Genomic DNA, 15,593 nt, shown 5'->3' on the forward strand with positions numbered 1-15,593 from the left:
TGTTATGTTTCCCGTGCATGAATACTTTAAACATTGATTTTAAATGTTTAAACCAACTCTAAATTAGGCAATTGAATAATAAATTGTGTTTATATAAATAAAAAATCGATGTATATCGTTTGACAGTTACCGTAGGGGGGTATAGTATAGTGGTATGTAAATTATCAAAATATACACATTAATAATAAAAAGAATAGGAGGTATACAGATGAAACAAAATGATCATCACAATAACCACCCTCAACATCAACACGATCAACAGTCTCATGAGGACCATGACAATAATCATCAACATCATGGACATTCGCATGGGCACCACCACGGCGGTCATGATCACGGAGATATGGTAAATGATTTTAAAAAGCGGTTTTTTATTTCACTGATTATTACCATTCCAATTCTAGCCTTATCTCCGATGATTCAAGGATTTATAGGAGTTGATTGGAGATTTTCGTATGACCAGTATATCTTATTTGCTTTATCAACATTTGTCTTCTTCTATGGCGGCTGGCCATTTATTACAGGAGCCATTGATGAATTAAAAGGCAAAAATCCTGGAATGATGACACTAATTGGACTGGCTATTGTGGTTGCATATGGATACAGTTCTCTTACGGTATTTGGCTGGGCAGGAAAGGATTTCTTTTGGGAATTAGCAACACTGATTGATATTATGCTACTTGGGCATTGGGTAGAGATGCGATCTGTTATGGGAGCGTCTAATGCATTAGAGCAACTGGTAAAATTAATGCCGAATGAGGCGCATAAATTAGATGAGCAAGGTAATGTCCAAGACGTCCCTTTGTCCGAATTAAAAAGCAAGGATTATGTCCTTGTAAAGCCAGGGGAAAAAATCCCAGTTGACGGAATAATTATGGACGGAAAATCAGCCGTAGACGAATCATTACTTACGGGTGAATCTGTGCCAATAGAAAAGGCAAAAAACGATGAAGTCATTGGTGGGTCGGTAAATAAAGAGGGTTCACTGACGATTCAAGTAGAAAAAACAGGGGAAGAATCGTTTTTATCGCAAGTTGTTAAGATGGTAAAAGAAGCACAAGAATCGAAATCCAAAACGCAAGATTTAACGAATCGAGCAGCAAAATGGTTGTTTTATATTGCGCTACTTTCCGGTTTTGCAACGCTCATTATTTGGCTATTGCTAGGGCATCCTTTTGATGTAGCTATGGAACGTATGGTTACGGTTATGGTTATTACTTGTCCGCATGCGCTAGGGTTGGCGGCTCCTTTGGTAGTTGCAGTTTCTACATCCATTTCAGCTAAAAAAGGGTTACTTATCCGTAACCGTGCTAATTTTGAAGGGGCTAGAAACTTAAATGCAGTTGTCTTTGATAAAACAGGGACATTGACAAAAGGTGAATTTGGCGTAACAGATATTGTACCAATGGAAGGACAAAATGAAGACGATGTCCTTTTATATGCAGCTAGTGTGGAACAAAATTCTGAACATCCGATAGCTACAGGAATTGTGGAATCAGCTAAGGACAAAGGAATGAACATTGCTAAAGTTACAGATTTCGAATCCATTACCGGAAAAGGGATTCAAGGTAAGGTGAATGGAAAAGTTGTGAATGTGGTTAGTCCGAAGTATGTGAATGATCAGCAGCTTGACTATGATAAGAAGTTATTCAATCAAATGTCCGAGCAAGGGAAGACCGTTGTATTCGTTCTTATTGACGAACAATTGGTTGGGATGATCGCTTTAGCAGATATAGTTCGCGAAACAGCAAAAGAGGCGATCGCATTACTTAAAGAGCGGGATATCCATTCAATTATGCTTACAGGAGACAATCAAAAAGTAGCCAATTGGGTAGCTGAACAGCTTGGGATGGACGAAGTATACGCTGAGGTGCTTCCTGATGATAAAGCGAGCCAAGTAAAAGAAATTCAACGCAAAGGATGGAAGGTAGCGATGACTGGGGATGGAGTAAATGACGCACCGGCATTAGCTACAGCTGATCTAGGTATTGCTATTGGCGCAGGTACGGATGTAGCGATGGAAACAGCCGATGTTGTACTAGTAAAAAGTAATCCAAAAGATGTTGTTGCTCTTATGGAGCTATCTAAAAAAACATATCGAAAAATGGTACAAAACTTATGGTGGGCAGCGGGATATAATATATTTGCAATTCCGTTAGCAGCAGGTGTCCTTGCTCCGATCGGAATTGTGTTAAGTCCAGCTGTTGGCGCTGTACTTATGAGTTTAAGTACAGTCATTGTAGCAATTAATGCCAAGCTGTTAAAAGCCTAAAATGATGGTGGTTTGTAAATAAATGAATGAAGGTTGATTATTCCTAATGATGAATAATCAGCCTTTTTTGACAGTTAAGAAAGCATAAAAAGGGGTGTTTGGGGATAACGAACTAATCGAATAGCCACATCCGGCGCGTGAGCGCAGCAACGATGTGACTTTAAAAATGCGCCCTACGATAAGGCGTCATCGGTTCGTCTCTAAGAGGAAGGACGACTAAAAACGGGCTTTCCGCCCAAGTATCGGCATATTCCTGTTTTAGTGGTAGATTCCTTTATCCCGTAAAGAGGCGTTGTAGATTTCCACTTTAAGAATGGATGATGTGAGCTGGAACAAGTCGAAGCGGGAGGTAACAGCACCTCAACCCCTGATTCGTTCAAGGGTCTTTAGGTCATACCCTGGTGGTACTAACCATGAGCGGAGATGAAGAAACCCTGCTGATGGAAGGTTCGCTTTATCTTTAGTTGATTCGTTCCATTCGCTACGATGTTAAATGGCGCCCTGAGCCTTTGTCCCATTATAGGAAAGTATAAGAATTTTTTGGTTTGGTTTATAGTATAAGAAAAACAAAAGGCTTTCGCCATAAGAGTTGGCGATAAGCCAAGTTTTTCTAATTCACTTCCCTTCAAAATCTTAATTGTTGTAAGCCAGGTTACCATCTAATTTAGAGAGAGTATGGATCAAATAAAATACGTAGGTACAAAAAAATATACCTTTACAATGAATTTTAATATATAGAAAGTGGCTTAGAAAATTGTGGAGCATGTTCTTTACAGAATCGGAAAATATAGATATTAGCGGCAATGTTTATAGGGGAGGCGCATATTGTAAAATAAAGGGTGAAATGCAAAATAAACCTATTGAAGCAAGGCGATAAAAATGCTATGCTATATAGGTTGAGGTGGGAATTTATAGTTTTTTATATAAGTATCTAATTTTATTATAGCGTATCTAGAACCAAAAGTCAATAAAAATGATAAGGGGTTGGTAGAATGACTCAAATGCACCAGTATTTTCCTTATGAACAACGACGTGTAGACCATATTCGCGAGGAAATAAAACAAAAAGAGTTAAAAATAGCAGCTAAAACATCGGACTTGAAACAAGATGTCATTGAACTGCGAAAAACGTTTTGGGATGATGTGACTGTAAATCTGGATGAGCCTGATGATGTGATTGAAACAGAAGCAAGTATTAAACAGCAAGCTGAGTTATTGACGCAAAAAGAAACTATTCATGGCAGTTTAGCGAAAGAATTAAAAACATTAAATAAACTTAAAGACACCCCTTATTTTGGTCGAATTGATTTTACAGAAGATGGTGAAGAAAAAGAGGCTATTTATATTGGGATTGCTTCATTAATGGATAGTGCAGAAGAAAATTTTCTTATCTATGATTGGAGAGCTCCTATATCAAGTCTTTATTATGACTATGCATTAGGTAGTGCGAGCTATCAAACGTTAGATGGAGAAATCTCTGGAGAAATATCGTTGAAGCGACAATTTATTATTCGTAATGGAGTAATAAAAGCAATGTTCGATACAGGACTTACGATTGGTGATCAATTGCTACAAGAAGCTCTAGGTAATAATGCAAGTACGACGATGAAAAGTATTGTCGCAACGATTCAAAAAGAGCAGAATAAAATCATTCGTAACGAAAAGAGCAAATTATTAGTAGTACAAGGGGTAGCGGGCAGTGGGAAAACTTCTGCCGCATTACAAAGGATTGCTTATTTGATGTATCGTTATCGGATGCAATTAAATCCAGAAAATGTCATGCTATTTTCGCCAAATCCGTTATTTTCAAGCTATATCCGTAATGTGTTACCTGAACTTGGAGAGGAGAATGTAAGACAGACTACTTTTTACTACTTTGTGGAAGAAAAAGCAGGAGAAGACTTTTCGATTGAATCCCCTTTTTCGCAAATGGAGTATATGCTGACAAATAAAAGAACAGCAGATAGTCAAATTCGCATGCAAGGGATTGCCTGCAAATCCTCGCTCGTATTTAAGGAAATGATCGATAATTATATTGCTTCTTTATATATTTCCGGGGTTTGTTTTAAACCTGTTGTGTTTCGCAACCAAATTATTATCTCGAACGAAGCAATTGCTAATTATTTTTACTCGTTGGATTCTTCCGTTTCTTTATTCAATCGGATGGAACTAGTCACAAACTGGCTGTTGAAAGAACTAGCTTTCATTCAAAAGCAGGAAGTGTCGAAAGATTGGGTAGAAGAAAAAATAGAATTGCTCGATAAAGAAGCCTATGCGAAAGCGTATCATAAGGCACAAAAGCAAACTGCTAGCAACGTAGTGGACGAAGAGATGATTTTAAGAAAAGCCGTTGTGGGTAAAATGTTTGTTCGTATCAAAAAGCGAATAAAGCAGTATGCGTATGTAGATGTTCCAAAAACATTTACACAATTGTTTAAGTGTCAGGAACAACAAAAGAATTTACCAGCGGAATGGAATGATATTGCTGCACAAACAATAAAAAGTATGCAGTCTAATATTTTGAGGTGGGAAGACGCAGCGCCGTATGCGTACTTTAAAGGGAAACTGCTTGGAGATATGGCGGATCGTTCCGTTCGCTATTTAGTTATAGATGAGGCACAGGATTTTTCCGCTTTTCAATTTGCCTATATTAAGGAACTGTTTCCACATACGAGAATGACGTTATTAGGGGATGTGAATCAAGCTATTTATAATCCCATCTCCAAACAAAATTCATTACTTTTAGATGAAAAAAATGATGTGGAGCGAATTACATTAACGAAAAGCTATCGCCCTACGAAACAGCTTGTCCAATTTACAAGGCATTTCGCCCCTGAAAAAGATGTTATTGAGCCGTTTGAACGAGAAGGAAACAAACCAAAGCTTGTTGCTATAAAAGAAGAAAATCAGCTTGTAAAAGTACTAATGAAAGAGGTGCAAGAACTGCTTCAAAAAGGGTATCAAACGATAGCGCTTGTTACGAAATCGATGCACGAAAGTAAACAATTATATAGGACATTAAAAGGAAGGATAGATTGTATATTAGTTGATGAAGAGACGTACACGTTTACAAAAGGGATTTTAATTATTCCGGTGTATTTAGCAAAAGGTATTGAATTTGATGCGGTAGTTATTCCAGATGCAACAAACAAGCATTATACAAAGGAAGATCAAATCTTATTTTATACAGCCTGTACGCGAGCAATGCACGACTTATCGATAATGGTTATCGGTGAGCCAACCGCCTTTATAAAGGAAACGCCTAAAAACACGTATCAAATGACCGAGATTTAGAGCGTGTTTATAACAGATGCAAACGAAAATACGTAAAAAAAGATGGGGCACTGTTAACTTGGCTACTTATCCGTATGACTGAGTAGTCAAGTTTTTTATTAGCTCAGCTTTATAAAGAGGGGAAGGTATTCATATTCATCCCGCATGTAAGGTGCCGTAAGACTCCCACTTCAAGACCTGAGTAAATACAAAGGTCTAAGTAGGAGAAAACGGTGCTTAAATGCCCGATTCGTTTAAATACCTTTAGTTCATACCCTTCTATGTACTAACATTCAGTAGGAGAAGGAAGAAAACTCCTGCAGAATCAAGTTTCACTTTATCGCCTATTTCTAAAAACGCGTAAGTTAGGAGATAAAAAGGTATGTATTAGTGCTTTTGTAAAATAAATCACTTTACCTGTAAACAAAATGATTGGCGTCGAATGATAAATAGCGACGGTTTTACAAATTGCCTTTCCGCCTACGGTAAATGCAGCGATAATACTTGTTAAGAGAACAGAAACAAATATAAAGACGACGGACCCTTCTGAAGTTTGAATTAATTTTGCTAGTTGGAATACAACAGCAGTAGAAGCTGCACCACTAACAATCCCTGCGATATCACCAACTACATCATTGAAAAAACTGGAAAAAACCGGCGCTTTTTTAGCAATATACGCTGCTTCTTTTGCTCCTTTCACTTTTTTTGCTGCCATAGCATGAAAATGCTTCTCTTGCGAGGTAGCTGCAGCAAGACCAATAGTATCCCCAATAATCCCTATCATTATAAATACAAATACAATAATTAAGCTTAGTAATAAACCTGATCCTTCTTGAAATAATGTAGATATCAATGCAAATACAAACGCCATTCCAAACGTTAGCACGCTAATTTTACTACTCCATGGAAATGATTGACGCATCAGTCTAAACAATTTGTTAACCTCCAGTCTAATTAAATGGACATAAAACAGGAAAGTAATTCTCTACGGAATAACACGAGACGCAAAGACGTTTAGTACAAGCGTTTATCCCGCACTTAAGGGGGCTGCCAATTTTGGGGGATACTTGTCCTAACAATAAGCCTAAGTAACAGAAAGCAGCGCCTACATGCTCTTTTTGTTCGTAAGCAAACTTTAACTCAAGCCCTAGGGGTATGTAACTATCAGTGGCGGGAATAGCGTCTAGTTTTGAAATTCACTTTATCTACTCTCTGTTGTTAAGGGGACCAAAGTTGTTGAATGGAAGAGTGTGATACGTAAATGCTTTTTTAAGTAATAAATAGCCTGTATTTCTTATTTATCTAAAGCAAATAAAATACTTACGCTTATAAGAAAAACGATAAAGGCAAGCCAAGCTATTTTCAGCGCAATAATAGATGAGAGGGCGGCTTCATATTTTGAAAAGCGTATAAAAATACTAAAGTACTTCGCTAGTAGTCTGTCCTTTATAAAATGTGGTAGAAGGTCTATCTTGGATATTATATTTTTTTAACAGCTATAATTAATTTGCTATAACTAGTTATAAACCACACTTAAAGAGTGGATTGTTTTAATAGTTAATCTAGGAAAGGCATTATGTTTAACTATATGAAGTGAAAAAAATCTCCTGAATGATTGATTATAATAGTTAGGTGCTTCTCCGGCTACCACCCCGGAGAAGCAATTTGAATTACCTGTACTACGAGATATTTATTCCTTCGGTTAAAAGAATTAACATAAGGAATAATGTTTAAACTAAGCAAATAAAGTTTCTTATATGAAACATATACTATATTTTTAAATAAATCAACACTTTAACTTGTTTTTTTATGGAATACTAGCTAGGTATAACGAATGTACCATCCAAAACGCCTTTCAATTGGTATTTCTCTTTTAAATACATATCATTAAATGGCGAGTTAAAATTTTTTAATGTTAGTGATATCTTGGTACCAATCGGATTGTGTGATATTGAATTTCACTTTATTTGGAGCGTTTAGATCCAATTTGTGAAAGTGTGTTCCGTATAAATTACTATTAAAGTCTGTATAAAAATAATAGCTGAGGTTGGTGTGGTCTCTAAGCACGCTCCACTGTGTCCAATTGTAAAAACCCTCGTATTTTCTTAAATATACTGTCCCAACCGGAACGGAAAGTGTTTGTAATATTTGTCGTGCTACTCCAATGCTTTGTTGCAAGTTTTTCGGTAAAAAAGCGGTTTGCTGGAGAAATGCAGCACGAACAAAACGCGATTGCGGTGTAGGGTCACCAGGTATACCAAGTTGTCCACTTCCGGCAATTTCAAATCCACAAATTGCGTTACATTTATCTTCTAGAGTTAAATGCTCATATAAACTAAGGTTTTCTAAATGCCACTTATAAGGTGGATCATTCGTTAGCACTCCTAAAGGTGTTTTATATGTCCGCATTTTTCCATTTATAAATTCTACAATTAAATGATTGCCGGAAAGATCACGAATTATATAATGGTATGAATCTTCAAATGAAGTATTTTTAATGATAGTAAGCTTGGTAAGTCCTGTTTCTACTTCTTTAAGGTTCTTAAAATTACCTAACACATATGCCACTACATTTATGTTACTTAGTAGTGTCGTACTTGATGGTGGTTCCGGGTATTCGCTACAACCTAAAAACAAACTGGCAATGGAAAGACCAGCTTCGTTTAATCCATCCCAATAATAGAGAGTATCCCACCCCGGCTTAAGCGATTTAAGACCAGCCCCGATAAATGCTAATTTATTCTCCCATTCCATTTCTCCAGACTCCCTTATCTCAGGGAAAGCTTGCCCTCGTGGCACAAAATCAATGGATGTAGGGAGTTTTACACTCCAATCCATTGTCCGAGCTGAAATAAGTGGGTGTTGGTAAGATTTACGTGGGATTGATATGTCTGTACACGTGTTGACAACTCCTTTCTAGTTAACCATTTCCATGAATATACCAATTACTCACCTGGTCTACAAATTCTGCTAACAAATTCGCTATGAAGTCAAATTAAACTTCCCCATGGCAGGACCAAAACTAGGGAAGCTAGTAGGAGTAGTACAAAAACAACTGCAACAATTGTCGGAGCAAGCTATTGCTGACATGGCAAAAGGGGAGCGCAAACTAATTTTACCATCAGGAGAAACGGTGCAACTTAGTGAAGAAGATCTTATAGTAGAACAAGTGGCAAAAGAAGGGGTAGAAATAGCTGAAAACCAGTCCTATACGGTACTGTTAGATACAGTATTAACAGAAGAACTGAAGCATGAAGGATTAGCTCGGGAGCTCATACGCGCTGTGCAGCTTTATCGAAAAGAGTTACGTTTATCTGTTGACCAACGTGTGTCTATTACATTTGATGCGAGCGAAAAGATGAAAGCAGTCATTACGTCGTATCAGGAATTGTTGGAAACCAATTTGTTGCTAAACGACATCACATTTGGGGTAAATCCGGTCATGAAAACGGTACAACTGGATGAAGAGAAAGTACGTATTGGAATCGGAATTGAATAAATCTGTTTACTAAAAATTAATTTTGAAATGGCCAAGGGAAAAGGAGCGTCAAAGTAAAGGAAAAAACGGACCTTTCGGGCGCAATACTAATACCTTGGCTGTTTTGGCAAAGGTTTAGGTTTATTATAAGCTAATCCAAGATGCTATGCACTTATGCAAAACGGACAGTAACGTTATTCGTCTTGCTAATTATGCAACACATCTTGGCTCTTTATCCCATATATAAGGTCTGTAAAACTCCCACTTCAATTGTATAGCAACAGGTCTAAGTGAGAGATAACAGCACCTAAATACCCTATTTCGTAAGAGGTCTTTAGGTCACATCATTACGGTCCTAACAAGCCGTGGAGCGTGGAAGAACCCCCCACTAATTAAAGATTCACTTTATATTAGTTGGTATACTTATTATAAGCGCCATGTCTTACAGGACCTACATATTCATTCAATTTCCAACCATGCTTGATTGCCGCTGTTACGAAGTTTTTTGCAGCTGTCACGGAATCTTTGACGGAACGCCCCTTTGCTAGATTAGCTGTAATAGCAGCAGCAAAGGTACAGCCGGCACCGTGGTTAAAGCTTGTATTTATTTTATCTTCTTCTAATACTGTAAATTCTCGACCGTCGTAGAAAAGGTCGATGGCTTTCTCGTGATAAAAGGCTTTTCCCCCTTTAATTACGACTTGTTTAGCACCTAATTCATGAATTTTTACAGCTGCTTGTTTCATGTCGTCTAACGTTTTAATTGGACTGGTTTTTGCTAGTTGTCCTGCTTCAAACAGGTTTGGGGTGGTAATGGTAGCATGCGGAAGCAATAATTCGCGCATGGCATCTGTGTTTTCTGGTTGCAGAACTTCGTCGTCGCCTTTACAGACCATGACTGGGTCGAGGACGTAGTTTGCTAAATCGTATGCTTCGATTTTTTTAGCACCCAATTCTATAATATCAACAGAACCTAGCATTCCGGTTTTCATTGCATCGACACCGACAGATAAAATGGTATCCAATTGCTTTTCAACGATTGATACATCAATCGGGGAAACATGGTGACTCCATCCATCTGGGTTCATCGTAACAATAGAAGTGAGAGCAGTCATGCCATATACATCATGCTCTTGAAATGTTTTTAAATCGGCCTGAATTCCAGCGCCACCGCTAGAATCAGAACCTGCAAGTGTTAATGTTTTTTTCATCGTCATAGCAATCGCTCCAAACGTATAAATGGTTTGTATTTCTTCTTTATAGGATATAATAGAAACTCTGAGATGAAAAGCGATAGATACTAATGGAACGGTAGTTTAAATAAATCTCGAAAAGGCTAGTCTAGCATATGTTATTTTCATGTTGGTTATAATGAATAAATGAAGGGACCATGTTTGTAATATTTGTTTAGGGGAAAAATAGAATGAACTATATATTGATTATTCAAAGACGTAAAGGACTCTGGAATTACCCACTTTAGAGGAGACGAATCGTATTAGTTAGAGAACTTTAGTCATTGTGTTATTCATCGTTACTTTTATCCCATATATAGGTCTGTAAGACTCCCACTTCAATTGTATAGCAACAGGTCATAGGTCTAAGTGGGGGATAAAGGACACCACGCTGATTAAAGATTCATTTTATTGAATCATGCAAAAACAATAGTGTATGATGGAATTACTCATAAAATATGGGAGAATATGGAGGAGATCATGTGAATTCAAAACGCTGGTTTGCCATTATTGTAGCTGTGGTTTTATTAGTTGCTTCGATCGGATTTCGATTTGTTAGTAGTTTAGCAACTACTAATTTTGCAGAAATGTTTGCTTTTCCAAGTGAGAAATATGAAGAAGAAGTGATCGAAGAGGGAGTAGGGGAAAAGATTGCAGTTTTAGAACTTAACGGGATTATTCAGGATACTGCACCAACTCCGTTAGTGAATACAACTTCGTACAACCATAAACGCTTTTTGGAAATGCTAAATGAAGCAGGAGAAGATACGTCCGTTGATGGTATTATTCTTCGTGTAAACACTCCAGGTGGAGGAGTCGTGGAAAGTGCTGAAATCCACGACAAAATTGTAGAAATTCAAGAAGAATATGAAAAGCCAATTTATGTTTCAATGGGTAATACGGCAGCCTCTGGAGGGTATTACATATCAGCGCCAGCTAATAAAGTAGTCGCTCATCCAGCAACTTTAACCGGTTCCATTGGTGTAATTATGGAAGGATATGACCTGTCTGAGCTAGCAGACAAATGGGGAATTGATTTTAATACGATTAAAAGCGGAAAATATAAAGATATTATGTCATTCTCTCGAGAAATGACAGGAGAAGAGCGAGAAATTCTCCAAACGATGGTCAACGATATGTACGCAGATTTTGTCGATGTTATTGTGGAAGGACGAGAAATGACTGAATCCAAAGTAAGAGAATTAGGAGATGGTCGTGTCTATACCGGAAGCCAGGCAAAGGAAAATGGTTTAGTGGATGAGTTAGGTTCATTAGAAGATACGATTGCTTATATGACAGAGGATTATGATTTTAGCGATGTGGAAGTTGTAAAATACAATTATTCTGCTGGTTTGGATGAATTTTTTGGGATGTCAGTTCAATCTATGTTTACAAATGAAGCAGAGTTTCTTGGGGTTATGGACATGATTCGTGAATCGAACGCGCCGCGTGCCATGTATTTATATTCCAATTAAGGGGGGATAAAATGAGTGAACTCATTGCTACAGGAGCGCCTGAACTGGTGACAGATACGAGAAAATATGCTGGATTCTGGATGCGGTTTTGGGCGTATCTGATTGATTTAATTGTTGTATTTAGCATTAACGGCATTCTTTTAACCCCGTTTAAATTTATCAATGATGGAAAAGTAGTGGACATTGGTTATTGGACGGTGACGGGGATTATTGCATCAATTGTTTTTTACCTGTACTTCTTGTTGATGACAAAAAAGTTTAGCCAAACTTTAGGGAAAATGATTTTAGGTATTAAAGTTGTGCGAGCGGATGGAGAGGACTTGAGGTGGAGTGATTTAATTTTTCGAGAAGTAATTGGACGATTTTTCCACCGTGCGTTTGATTTTTTGGTGCTTTTGTATATCGTTGTTGCTTTTTCTAATGAAAAACAGGGTATTCATGATATGATTAGTAATACGAGAGTCGTGTTCGTTGAATAATGTATAAGAAAGCCACACAGACAGCTGATGTGTTTAAGTCTGCTGTTTGTGTGTTTTTTTAAGAGATAAGAAAGTATAAAAATTTTGGCATTGGAATAACGATATAACGGAATAGTCGCGTCCGGCTTAAGCGCCCAGCAACTAGGCGACTTCACGAATCGCCCTACGATAAGTCATCATTGGTTCGTGGTTAAGAGGAAGGCCGACTAAAAACGGGTTTGCCGCTCAGGCGCCGGCTTACTCCTGTTGCAGGAGCATGATTCCTAAAACTTTAGTTGATCTGTTCCGTTCGCTTCGTTGCTAAACTGGCGCCCCGCGCTTTTGTTCAGAACGGTTGCGCTTGTAGAAAAGAACTGGTTTGAAGGCGATATAGACACTTGTTTTACATATCTTTTAAGAGTCAGCTGTTAACAAAATGAGGAAACAGCTTCTTAGGGTGTGTACCATTTCGTGCAAATTATTTTGCTCACAAATGAACATGTGAATAAGGCTTACAATTATTTTTAAACCAAAAGCCAAAGAAATTCTCAATTTTATGTGTAAATTATCAATAATAGGGAATGTAATAATGATAGAGCGATACTTTTATTTTGATGATTCGGTTATAAAAAATCAGGCAATTTAATTTTAGGATTGCATTCTTAGGATATATCATAAGCGTTAATACTATGGAGATGATTGCAGACAAATATTTGTTTGAAGTTTGTCATACTTTTGTCATGGCTTTATTCCCTTTTTTATAAGAAAATAGTTTATACTAATTATTATGTGAGTAAATCACTAATTATTAACTTATCTTTAGAATAATGTTAAGTTAAAAAACAAATAAGTAATTCTATAATTGATCATTACTGAACAATACGGCTAAAGCCGATGATTAGGAGGATTGCCGATTATGATGGATTTGGATCCAGTGTTAATGAGTCGATTGCTAACAACAATCACTTTAGTCTTTCACATTATTTTTGCAACTTTAGGTGTCGGGGTCCCATTAATGATTTCCATCGCAGAATTTATCGGGATAAAGAAAAAAGATCCGCATTATATAATGCTTGCAAGAAGATGGGCTCGGGGATTTGTTATTCCGGTAGCAATTGGGGTAGTAACAGGAACTGCGATCGGCTTGCAGCTATCTTTGCTATGGCCTGAATTTATGCAAGCTGGAGGGCATGTAATTAGCTTGCCGTTATTTATGGAAGTATTTGCTTTCTTCTTTGAAGCTATTTTCTTAGGGATATATATGTATACTTGGGATCGATTCAAAAACCAAATGATGCATTGGTGGTTATCATTACCGATTATTATCGGCGGTGCACTTTCTGCCTTCTTTATCACAACTGTTAATGCGTTTATGAATACACCAGAAGGCTTCAAAATGGGTAGTAATGGATTTGAGGCAATAAATCCATTGGAAACGATGTTTAATCCAGCGACACCGACAAAAGTCTTTCACGTGTTAGCTTCTGCTTATTTAACAGTAGCAGCCATTTTAGCAGCTATTGCCGCGTTTGGATTGTTACGGAAAAAAACGAAAACATATCATAAGAAGGCATTAAAGCTAACCGTTACGTTAACATTTATTTTTGCGATTTTTACAGCAATAGCTGGTGACTTGTCGGCTAAATTTCTCGCAGAATATCAACCGGAAAAATTGGCAGCCGCTGAGTGGCATTTTGAGACAGAAAAAAATGCTGATTTAATATTATTTGGCTGGCTAAATGAAGATAATGAGCCAGAAGGTGTTATCCGTTTCCCAGGCCTGCTTAGCTTTTTAGCTTTTAATGATTTTAATGGAGAGGTTATTGGTTTAGAGGAGTTTCCGGAAGAGGAACGTCCGCCACTATGGATTCACTATATGTTTGACTTAATGGTCGTCATTGGCTTTTTCCTGCTAGGTATTTCATTCCTTTATCTTCTGTTATCAAAACTAAAACGGTGGAATGAAAATAACAAATGGATGCTATGGATGCTTGTTTTAAGTGGTCCTTTGGCTATGCTGGCGATTGAATTTGGTTGGATTTACGCGGAAGAAGGAAGACAGCCTTGGATCTTACGTGGATATATGAAAGTGGAAGAAGCAGCAACGACGTCGCCTTATGTAGGTTGGATGTTTGTATTATTTTTACTCCTTTATATTGGACTTGGAGTTATAGGAGCTGTGGTGCTTCGCAAAGTGTTTAAAAATAATCCAGTAGAGGAAGAGCTAGAGAAAAAATATCCGACCATCGAAAAGGGTGATCAATCATGAGTTATGAAATAATTGGGATTACAGTATTATGGCTCTTTTTATATGGGTATTTAATCGTTGCTTCTGTTGACTTTGGCGCAGGCTTTTATGCGTATTATGCAAAAGTGACAAAAAAAGGTCATATTATTAATCAACTAATTTCCAGATATTTGTCTCCAGTATGGGAAGTAACCAACGTCTTCTTCGTTTTCTTTTTCGTTGGCATTGTTGGCTTCTTCCCAGACTCGGCTTATTACTATGGTACTGCACTGCTCGTTCCAGGTAGTATTGCGATCATATTGCTGGCGATTCGTGGTTCGTTTTATGCGTTTGAAAACTATGGGTCGAAAAAAAGTAATCTGTATATGTTTCTTTACGGGGCAACAGGGTTATTAATTCCAGCATCTTTATCGATTGCTTTGACGTTATCAGAAGGAGGATTTATTTTTGAGGAAAATGGGAAGGTCTCCTTAGACTATTTCGCATTGTTTACGAGTCCTTATTCCTGGAGTGTTGTATTCCTAGCGATCGTATCGGTATTGTTTATTAGCGCATCATTTTTAACATTTTATGCGGCAAGAGCAAATGACTGGGAAGCATTGAAGCTTGTTCGGAAATATGCGCTATTTTGGGCGACACCGACGATTATTGCTGCATTGACAACGTTTATTGCACTAGGACAGCATAATGAACGTCATTATCAAAATATGTTTGACTACTGGTGGATGTTTGGATTATCGGTTGGTTTCTTTATGATTGCAATGTGGTTAATCTATGAAGGAAAACGATATGGATTGGCTTTTATTAGTGTTATGTTACAATTTTTCTTCGCTTTTTTTGGATATGGCATAAGCCATTTTCCATATATATTGGATCCGTACATCACCGTTTATGAAAATGCGACACATGAATCAACTGGAATTGCGCTAATCATCGTATTTATCGCTGGCTTGTTCCTGCTGGTTCCATCATTAATTTTATTGATGCGTCTGTTCCTGTTTGATGCAGACTATGTAAAAGGAAAAAAATAAGCAAATAGTGCATGGTGCTTCGCAAGCGCTCATGCATTGCCTTCCTTTATTTAAAGTGAGGGATTTCTTGCACTATAGGAAAGTATAAAATTTCTATGATTTATAGTATAAGAAAAACTACAGCTTC

General features: G+C 37.4%; 10 protein-coding genes. 7 read left to right on the forward strand and 3 right to left on the reverse strand.

Annotated elements, in window-relative coordinates; genetic code table 11:
* The first annotated feature begins 208 nt into the window (after positions 1-208).
* Together D1839_RS00410 and helD are read left to right on the forward strand one after the other, a co-directional pair.
* Positions 209-2,272 (forward strand): copper-translocating P-type ATPase, encoded by a 2,064-nt coding sequence (locus tag D1839_RS00410; protein ID WP_120377918.1) that lies wholly within the window; start codon positions 209-211, stop codon positions 2,270-2,272.
* A gap of 992 nt (positions 2,273-3,264) precedes the next feature.
* Positions 3,265-5,565, forward strand: a complete 2,301-nt coding sequence (helD, locus tag D1839_RS00415) for an RNA polymerase recycling motor HelD (protein ID WP_120377919.1) — start codon at positions 3,265-3,267, stop codon at positions 5,563-5,565.
* A 316-nt stretch (positions 5,566-5,881) separates the two neighbouring features.
* On the opposite strand, the gene D1839_RS00420 is transcribed toward helD, so the two are convergent.
* Positions 5,882-6,478: a hypothetical protein gene (locus D1839_RS00420; protein WP_183030177.1), complete on the reverse strand. Its 597-nt coding sequence runs from the start codon at positions 6,476-6,478 to the stop codon at positions 5,882-5,884.
* Positions 6,479-7,443: 965 nt separating this feature from the next.
* Positions 7,444-8,433 carry a linear amide C-N hydrolase gene (locus D1839_RS00425; protein WP_120377920.1) on the reverse strand — a complete coding sequence of 330 codons (990 nt, stop codon included), beginning with the start codon at positions 8,431-8,433 and terminating at the stop codon, positions 7,444-7,446.
* Between the two features lie 88 nt (positions 8,434-8,521).
* Here D1839_RS00425 and D1839_RS00430 point away from each other — a divergent pair, with 88 nt between their 5' ends.
* Complete coding sequence (locus D1839_RS00430; protein WP_286164680.1) at positions 8,522-9,043, forward strand: DUF5915 domain-containing protein; 522 nt, start codon at positions 8,522-8,524, stop codon at positions 9,041-9,043.
* Positions 9,044-9,432: 389 nt separating this feature from the next.
* Here the strand turns inward: D1839_RS00430 and pdxK are convergent, their stop codons facing one another.
* Entirely contained in the window at positions 9,433-10,239 is an 807-nt protein-coding gene (pdxK, locus tag D1839_RS00435; protein WP_120377922.1) for a pyridoxine/pyridoxal/pyridoxamine kinase, read from the reverse strand.
* Positions 10,240-10,736: 497 nt separating this feature from the next.
* Here pdxK and sppA point away from each other — a divergent pair, with 497 nt between their 5' ends.
* The 4 genes from sppA (at position 10,737) to D1839_RS00455 (ending at position 15,466) form a co-directional block, all read left to right on the forward strand.
* On the forward strand, positions 10,737-11,729 hold the full coding sequence (sppA, locus tag D1839_RS00440) for a signal peptide peptidase SppA (protein WP_120377923.1): 993 nt from the start codon (positions 10,737-10,739) through the stop codon (positions 11,727-11,729).
* A gap of 11 nt (positions 11,730-11,740) precedes the next feature.
* Positions 11,741-12,208, forward strand: a complete 468-nt coding sequence (locus tag D1839_RS00445; protein WP_120377924.1) for an RDD family protein — start codon at positions 11,741-11,743, stop codon at positions 12,206-12,208.
* 895 nt (positions 12,209-13,103) lie between these two features.
* A complete protein-coding gene (locus tag D1839_RS00450; protein WP_120377925.1) occupies positions 13,104-14,456 on the forward strand; it encodes a cytochrome ubiquinol oxidase subunit I in 1,353 nt (450 codons plus the stop codon).
* Complete coding sequence (locus tag D1839_RS00455; protein WP_183030178.1) at positions 14,453-15,466, forward strand: cytochrome d ubiquinol oxidase subunit II; 1,014 nt, start codon at positions 14,453-14,455, stop codon at positions 15,464-15,466. The genes D1839_RS00450 and D1839_RS00455 overlap by 4 nt, the downstream gene beginning before the upstream one ends.
* Positions 15,467-15,593 lie beyond the last annotated feature (127 nt).

Origin of the sequence: Roseburia sp. 1XD42-34, from assembly GCF_009917385.1 — a bacterium.
In the GTDB taxonomy this organism is placed as follows: domain Bacteria; phylum Bacillota; class Bacilli; order Bacillales; family Amphibacillaceae; genus Virgibacillus.

Bases quoted from the DNA above. Each gene is read 5' to 3' on its own strand.
- D1839_RS00410 (WP_120377918.1), top strand. From the start codon at position 209: ATGAAACAAAATGATCATCACAATAACCACCCTCAACATCAACACGAT.
- pdxK (WP_120377922.1), bottom strand. From the start codon at position 10,239: ATGACGATGAAAAAAACATTAACACTTGCAGGTTCTGATTCTAGCGGT.
- D1839_RS00455 (WP_183030178.1), top strand. From the start codon at position 14,453: ATGAGTTATGAAATAATTGGGATTACAGTATTATGGCTCTTTTTATAT.
- helD (WP_120377919.1), top strand. From the start codon at position 3,265: ATGACTCAAATGCACCAGTATTTTCCTTATGAACAACGACGTGTAGAC.
- D1839_RS00450 (WP_120377925.1), top strand. From the start codon at position 13,104: ATGATGGATTTGGATCCAGTGTTAATGAGTCGATTGCTAACAACAATC.
- D1839_RS00445 (WP_120377924.1), top strand. From the start codon at position 11,741: ATGAGTGAACTCATTGCTACAGGAGCGCCTGAACTGGTGACAGATACG.